Source organism: Flavobacterium sp. (genome assembly GCF_040382755.1).
GTDB lineage: Bacteria > Bacteroidota > Bacteroidia > Flavobacteriales > Flavobacteriaceae > Flavobacterium.
In genome coordinates this window covers 1-7,005 of record NZ_JBEIET010000108.1, presented here as the reverse complement: position 1 = coordinate 7,005, position 7,005 = coordinate 1, and the positions used below count along the sequence as shown (strand labels likewise).

The 7,005-nt window shown below is 34.1% G+C and carries 5 protein-coding genes and 2 tRNA genes; 5 read left to right on the top strand and 2 right to left on the bottom strand.

Annotated elements, in window-relative coordinates; all coding sequences use genetic code 11:
• Positions 1-174: 174 nt before the first annotated feature.
• Entirely contained in the window at positions 175-1,674 is a 1,500-nt protein-coding gene (locus ABWO04_RS09070) for an OmpP1/FadL family transporter (RefSeq protein ID WP_353079333.1), read from the bottom strand.
• A gap of 64 nt (positions 1,675-1,738) precedes the next feature.
• Complete coding sequence (locus ABWO04_RS09065) at positions 1,739-2,815, bottom strand: hypothetical protein (RefSeq protein ID WP_353079331.1); 1,077 nt, start codon at positions 2,813-2,815, stop codon at positions 1,739-1,741.
• 96 nt (positions 2,816-2,911) lie between these two features.
• Here ABWO04_RS09065 and proS point away from each other — a divergent pair, with 96 nt between their 5' ends.
• The 5 genes from proS to typA form a co-directional block, all read left to right on the top strand.
• The gene (gene proS / locus ABWO04_RS09060; RefSeq protein ID WP_353079329.1) at positions 2,912-4,390 is read left to right on the top strand and encodes a proline--tRNA ligase; all 1,479 of its coding nucleotides are present in this window, start codon (positions 2,912-2,914) and stop codon (positions 4,388-4,390) included.
• Between the two features lie 185 nt (positions 4,391-4,575).
• A tRNA-Glu gene (locus tag ABWO04_RS09055) sits at positions 4,576-4,647 on the top strand.
• A gap of 33 nt (positions 4,648-4,680) precedes the next feature.
• Positions 4,681-4,752: transfer RNA gene (locus ABWO04_RS09050), tRNA-Glu, on the top strand.
• Between the two features lie 163 nt (positions 4,753-4,915).
• Positions 4,916-5,167, top strand: a complete 252-nt coding sequence (gene rpsT / locus ABWO04_RS09045; RefSeq protein WP_353079327.1) for a 30S ribosomal protein S20 — start codon at positions 4,916-4,918, stop codon at positions 5,165-5,167.
• A gap of 246 nt (positions 5,168-5,413) precedes the next feature.
• Positions 5,414-7,005, top strand: a 1,592-nt coding sequence (gene typA / locus ABWO04_RS09040; RefSeq protein ID WP_353079325.1) for a translational GTPase TypA, incomplete at its 3' end; no start/stop codon positions are given.

The following is a 7,005-nucleotide window of genomic DNA, read 5'->3' as shown; positions in this document are numbered from 1 at the left end:
TAAAACTTCACTATCATATACGTTTTTAGAACAACCTAAGGTAATGACGTTGATTTTATTTTTCTTTAAAGACTTGGTTCTCATAGTATTTGTTTTGTTTCAGGGTGCAAAATTAATAAAAAAATGTCGCTAAACTTGAAGCAAAGCGACATTTGTGAAATATTTGTATGTGATTTAAAAATTTACCACATACGTTAAAGTGACATTATTGTTTTTATTTTTAATTCTTGCCGTATCATTTAAGCCAGAAGTTAATAAAGCTTCTGTTCTTTCACGATTTTCGTTAGTATACGAAATATCTAATTTAGAATTTCCGAAATTATATCCTAAACCACTAGAATAACTTGTTACATCACCAAAAGCGGTTTTTACTTTGTAAGGACTTTGTTCAAAACGATACCCACCTCTTACACTCCATTGTTTTATTTTGTATTCACCACCAATTCGTAGTTCATAACTATCTTGAAGTTCATTTTTAATTTGCATATTTAAAGTACTAAAGATAATTTCGCTATTAGGTTTAAATTGTGTTTTTGCAAAGTTTTTTGAAATATAATCCACACTTAACAATCCTTTTTTACCAAATAAAACAGTAGCACTGCTTGTTAATATACTAGGTGTTTGAATTTTATAGGTTGGATATACATTAACAGAATTTGGATTTACGAATGCCTGATTCATAGTTGTATTTGTAGCATTGTAATAATTTGTAGAAATGCTTTGTGTTAATTCATCATTTAAGCGATACCAAGTTGGTGTTTCGTATGCCAATCCTAATCTGATGTTTTGATTCGCTTTATAAATGGCTCCAAAGTTCATAGAAAACCCAGAACCGTATGTATACAATTCGTTGTTGAAACGTGCCGTGTCAATGCTAAATCCAGTAGTATAAAAAGCATTTAAATTGCTTTCGTACAAAGAGGAAGATCTTAAATAATCTGTAAAATGAAAATTCATATTCATACCTACATATAATCTATCTTCGTAAGCGCCAGAAAAGTTCATAGTAAATTTCCCATTATAACCTTTGGCTTGTATAGTATTTTTATGAAAATATTTTCCTCCACCTGGTACATTGGTATAATAATTATCAGTTGCGGAGTCATAATCAATCAGATACGAATCGTAACCTAAAAGGGCTTGTTGGTCAATGAAATCTAAATCTTCATAATAATTTCCTCCAATATTACCCGTTCTAGCATTTGCAAATCGTAAAAAATAACTGTCCATTGAGTTGAACGGATTTGTACCTTCACTTACAATAAAGTCATCAAAATTATTAGCGTTTTCATAATTCAACCCTAAAGCAAATTTTTTCCATCCACTTTTTGCTTGATTATCATTAAAAACAAATACGGCACCCAATTGATTAATGTCTAAAGAATTATCGTTTGATTTAGTATTTGTTCCAAAATAATTAGCTGTATTGCTTTTATTGAAACTAGAAAGGGATATTGTGGCTTGATTGTAATTAAAAATAGATGACCCAGCTGGATTACTATTTATAGCTGACAAATCGCCTCCAACAGCACCAAATGCACCACCCATTGCTCTGTATCTGGCAGTACCATTTAAATTTTGTATGCCGTAACGTAATGCATCAGACATAGTAGTTTCTTGTGCGCTAACAGTAAAAGCACTTCCTATTAATAAAGAAAATAGTATCTTTTTCATATGTTTAAAATTATATTTTTAACCTGCCTGAAAGTTTCAAGCAGGTATTTTTTCAATTTGTTTATTATCTTCCTCCACGACCACCGCCGCCAGATCTTCCGCCTCCACCAGTAGAGCCGCCTCCTCCAAATCCTCCTGAACTTCTTCCGCCACCAAAGTCGGAACTTCTAGGTGTAGATATTGTTCTTGGCGCTTCACTTCTAGGGGTTTCATTTCTTGGAGTGTATGTTCTAGGTTCAGAGGTTTGTGTTCTCGGAGTTCCAGTATTGGTGTTTCCTCTCGGATTATAAGTTCTTGGATCAGAAATAGGTGCTCTAGGCGTTCCTGTATTTGTGTTTCCTCTTGGAGTAAAAGTTCTCGGCTCTGAAGTTTGAGTTCTAGGTGTACCGATTGAATTTCCTCTTGTTTGACCAATTTGAGTTCTTGGGCTTCCAATACTATTTCCAACTCTTCCAGAAGTTAGTCTTCCAGAATTACCATTATTATTTATATAGCCACCACGAGGTCCGTTATTGATTACCACATTTCTGCCACCACCATACCAACCATTCCAGCCCCAACCGTTCATTCCCCAGTTATTGCCATACCAGCCATTCCAGCCCCAACCGTTACCATACCAGCCATTCCAACCCCAACCGTTCATTCCCCAGTTGTTACCATACCAGCCATTCCATCCCCAACCGTTCATTCCCCAGTTATTGCCATACCAGCCATTCCAACCCCATCCGTTCATTCCCCAGTTGTTCCAACCCCAGTTGTTCCAACCCCAATTATCATTTACAATTACAATATTATTGTTGGTTGGGTTTTCACCCCATCCACCATATCTAGTTCCATTTTCTTGAACATATACCGTGTCGGGTGCTGATTTATAGTTGTCTACATCCGTTAATACTTCTGTAGGTCCAAAATCTTCTTTCATACTTTTAAATTGTTGTGCATAAGCATTGCTATAAGAACCTGAACTGGTTTCGTTTTGCACAACTCGTTTTGCTTTTTCTGAATTATCAGGACCATACACGCCATCATCATCATAATACGACGAATTTTGGTACGAACCACAACTTACTACTGTGATTGCACCAACAAATAGACTTAATAATCTAAGTGTTTTTTGCTGAAAAATGCGATTTGTTTTCATATGTATAAATTTTTATTGTTGGTCTTTACAAAATTAAGTAGTTTTGTACCACTAAAGTAATACAAATTAAACAAATTTTGTGCCAATATTATAAAAATGAGTAAAAATTTAACAACTAGAAGCGAAGATTATTCTGCTTGGTATAATGAATTGGTCGTAAAGGCTGATTTAGCTGAGAATTCAGGGGTAAGAGGTTGTATGGTAATTAAACCATACGGGTATGCAATTTGGGAAAAAATGCAGGCTGAATTAGATAAAATGTTTAAAGAAACCGGTCATAGTAATGCATATTTTCCATTATTTGTGCCAAAAAGTATGTTTGAAGCGGAAGAAAAAAACGCAGAAGGCTTTGCAAAAGAATGTGCTATTGTTACTCATTATAGATTAAAAAACGATCCAGATAAACCAGGTAAATTAATGGTGGATCCAAATGCTAAGTTAGAAGAAGAACTAATTGTCCGACCAACATCTGAAGCTATTATCTGGAGTACTTATAAAGGATGGGTGCAATCTTATAGAGATTTACCTTTATTAATTAACCAATGGGCAAATGTAGTGCGTTGGGAAATGAGAACGCGTTTGTTTTTAAGAACCGCCGAATTTTTATGGCAAGAAGGACATACCGCACACGCAACAAAAGAAGAAGCATTAGAAGAATCAGAAAAAATGATGCACGTTTATGCTGATTTTGCTGAAAATTTTATGGCGATTCCTGTTGTAAAAGGATTAAAAACAGAAACAGAACGTTTTGCTGGAGCAGATGAAACGTATTGTATAGAGGCTCTAATGCAGGACGGTAAGGCATTACAAGCTGGAACTTCGCACTTTTTAGGTCAAAATTTTGCCAAAGCATTTGATGTAAAATTCACCAATCAAGAAGGAAAACAAGAATATGTTTGGGGAACATCTTGGGGTGTTTCAACTCGTTTAATGGGTGCTTTAGTAATGACACATTCGGATGATAATGGACTGGTTTTACCACCAAACGTAGCGCCAATTCAAGTAGTTGTCGTTCCGATTTTTAGAACTGACGAAGAATTTGAACGTATTTCTGAAGTAGCAAATGGTTTAGTTGCACAATTCAAAAAACTTAATATTTCTGTAAAATTTGATAACAGAACCACTCAAAAACCCGGATTTAAATTTGCAGAATGGGAACTAAAAGGCGTACCTGTTCGTATTGCTATTGGTCCGAAAGATTTAGAAAACGGAACTTTTGAAGTAGCAAGAAGAGATACTTTAACTAAAGAAGTAAAACCAGCTGATGGAATTGTAACCTATATTCAAGATTTATTAGAGCAAATTCAGAAAGATTTATTTAATAAAGCTATAGATTATCGTACTGAACATACTACAGAAGTGAATTCGTATGCTGAATTTAAAGATGTTTTAGAACACAAAACAGGTTTTGTTTCTGCGCATTGGGATGGAACTGCTGAAACCGAAGAGAAAATAAAAGAGGAAACCAAAGCAACGATTAGATGTATTCCTTTAGATAGAGTAGAAGAAGCCGGCGTTTGTATTTTCTCTGGAGCACCATCAAAAGGAAGGGTTTTATTCGCAAAAGCGTATTAAGCGATTTAAGATTTACGATTTACGATTTACGATTTGGAAATTTAGATTTTGAATTTCTATTTTCAAAAATGTCTTATAAATTAAGCATTTAACGGAGGTTTTCAAAAAAACTGAAAATTTTCACATTAGGTATTGCACAAATAAAAAATAGTTGTATTTTTGCACTCGCATTACGGAAATGTAATGGTCCGTTCGTCTATCGGTTAGGACGCCAGGTTTTCATCCTGGTAAGAGGGGTTCGATTCCCCTACGGACTACACTGTTTTTACTGAAACATTAAATCAGTTACTGGTCCGTTCGTCTATCGGTTAGGACGCCAGGTTTTCATCCTGGTAAGAGGGGTTCGATTCCCCTACGGACTACAAATTAGTTTTGAAATGGTTTTACGAAATCGGTTTTGGTGTCTCCTTTACTTGTTTTGTTAGTTAAAACTGAAGTGATTGGTTTTTAAAATCAATTGTGGGAGGCTTTTCTTATTTTTCTACTAATGCATAAAATAGTTATTTACATTTAAAATATAAAAAAATGGCAAATCATAAGTCAGCTTTAAAAAGAATTAGAAGCAACGAGAAAAGAAGAGTATTGAATAAATACCAACACAAAACGACACGTAATGCAATTAAAGCAATTCGTTTAGCAACTGTAAAAGCAGAAGCTGCAGCGAAATTACCTGTAGTTATTTCAATGATTGACAAATTAGCTAAGAAAAACATTATTCATGCTAATAAAGCGTCAAACTTAAAATCTAAGTTAACAAGATTAGTTGCTAAATTATAATAGTAACTTAAGATAATTTAAAAGTCCTGATGAAAATCAGGACTTTTTTTGTTTATTATCCTTTATTTATCTGTTGCCTGAGGTTCTCGAAGGCAACGCAATTATAAATTATAACATAATATGTTGAGGTTAGTATATTGAAAATGAAACATTTTACTTCAAAATTTATTAAAATGTAAACTAAATGAATAGTTGTTTGAATATCAAGATAATAAACGTACCTTTGCACTTTCAAAAAAAGAATATATGTCATCTATTAGAAACATTGCAATTATTGCCCACGTTGACCACGGTAAAACTACATTGGTTGATAAAATTATGTATCACTGTCAATTGTTCCGTGATAACGAAAATACTGGAGATTTAATCTTAGATAATAACGACTTAGAGCGTGAAAGAGGTATTACAATTACTTCTAAAAACGTTTCTGTTTCTTATAAAGGAACTAAAATTAACATTATTGATACGCCTGGTCACGCCGATTTTGGTGGAGAAGTAGAGCGTGTATTAAACATGGCCGATGGTGTATGTTTGTTAGTAGATGCTTTTGAAGGACCAATGCCACAAACGCGTTTCGTATTACAAAAAGCGATTGATTTAGGTTTAAAACCTTGCGTAGTTATTAATAAAGTAGATAAAGAAAACTGTACGCCAGAAGAAGTTCACGAAAAAGTATTCGACTTAATGTTCGAATTAGGCGCTACAGAAGCACAATTAGATTTCCCAACAGTTTATGGTTCAGCTAAAAATAACTGGATGTCTGACCATTGGGAAAATGTAACAGATAATGTTGAAGCATTATTAGATATGGTTATCGAGCACGTACCTGCTCCAAATGTTGGACAAGGGACACCTCAAATGTTAATTACATCTTTAGATTTCTCAGCATTTACAGGTCGTATCGCGATTGGTAGATTAGAAAGAGGCGAATTAAAAGAAGGAATGAATATTTCGTTGGTAAAACGTGATGGTACTATTACAAAATCAAAAATTAAAGAGTTACACACTTTTGAAGGTTTAGGTCGTAAGAAAGTAGAAAGTGTAATTGCTGGAGATATCTGTGCGATTATTGGTGTTGAAGGATTTGAAATTGGTGATACTATTGCAGATTTTGAAAACCCTGAAGCCTTAACTTCTATTGCAATTGACGAACCAACAATGAGTATGTTGTTTACAATTAACGATTCACCATTTTTTGGAAAAGAAGGTAAATTTGTAACGTCTCGTCATATTAGAGAAAGATTAGAAAAAGAGCTAGAGAAAAACTTAGCCATGAGAATGGGTGAGACGGATTCTGCAGATAAATTCATGGTTTTTGGACGTGGTGTATTACACTTATCGGTACTTATTGAAACTATGAGAAGAGAAGGTTACGAATTACAAATTGGACAACCACAAGTTATCATCAAAGAAGTTGATGGTGTTAAATGTGAGCCAATTGAAGAATTAACTATCGATTTACCGGAAAGTTTATCAGGTAGAGCTGTAGAGTTTGTAACTTTACGTAAAGGTGAAATGTTAAGTATGGAAACTAAAGGGGAACGTATGATTATAAAATTCAATATTCCATCTCGTGGAATTATTGGATTACGTAACCAATTACTTACTGCTACTGCAGGTGAAGCTATTATGGCTCACCGTTTTATAGGATATGAACCGTATAAAGGAGAAATCTCTGGACGTAACAAAGGTTCGTTAATTTCTATGGAAAAAGGAAAAGCAATACCTTATTCTATTGATAAATTACAAGATAGAGGTAAGTTTTTCGTAGAACCAAATGCTGAAATTTACGAAGGTCAAGTTATTGGTGAAAACTCTCGTGGTGATGATATGTGTGT

Bases quoted from the DNA above. Each gene is read 5' to 3' on its own strand.
- ABWO04_RS09070 (WP_353079333.1), bottom strand. From the start codon at position 1,674: ATGAAAAAGATACTATTTTCTTTATTAATAGGAAGTGCTTTTACTGTT.
- ABWO04_RS09065 (WP_353079331.1), bottom strand. From the start codon at position 2,815: ATGAAAACAAATCGCATTTTTCAGCAAAAAACACTTAGATTATTAAGT.
- proS (WP_353079329.1), top strand. From the start codon at position 2,912: ATGAGTAAAAATTTAACAACTAGAAGCGAAGATTATTCTGCTTGGTAT.
- rpsT (WP_353079327.1), top strand. From the start codon at position 4,916: ATGGCAAATCATAAGTCAGCTTTAAAAAGAATTAGAAGCAACGAGAAA.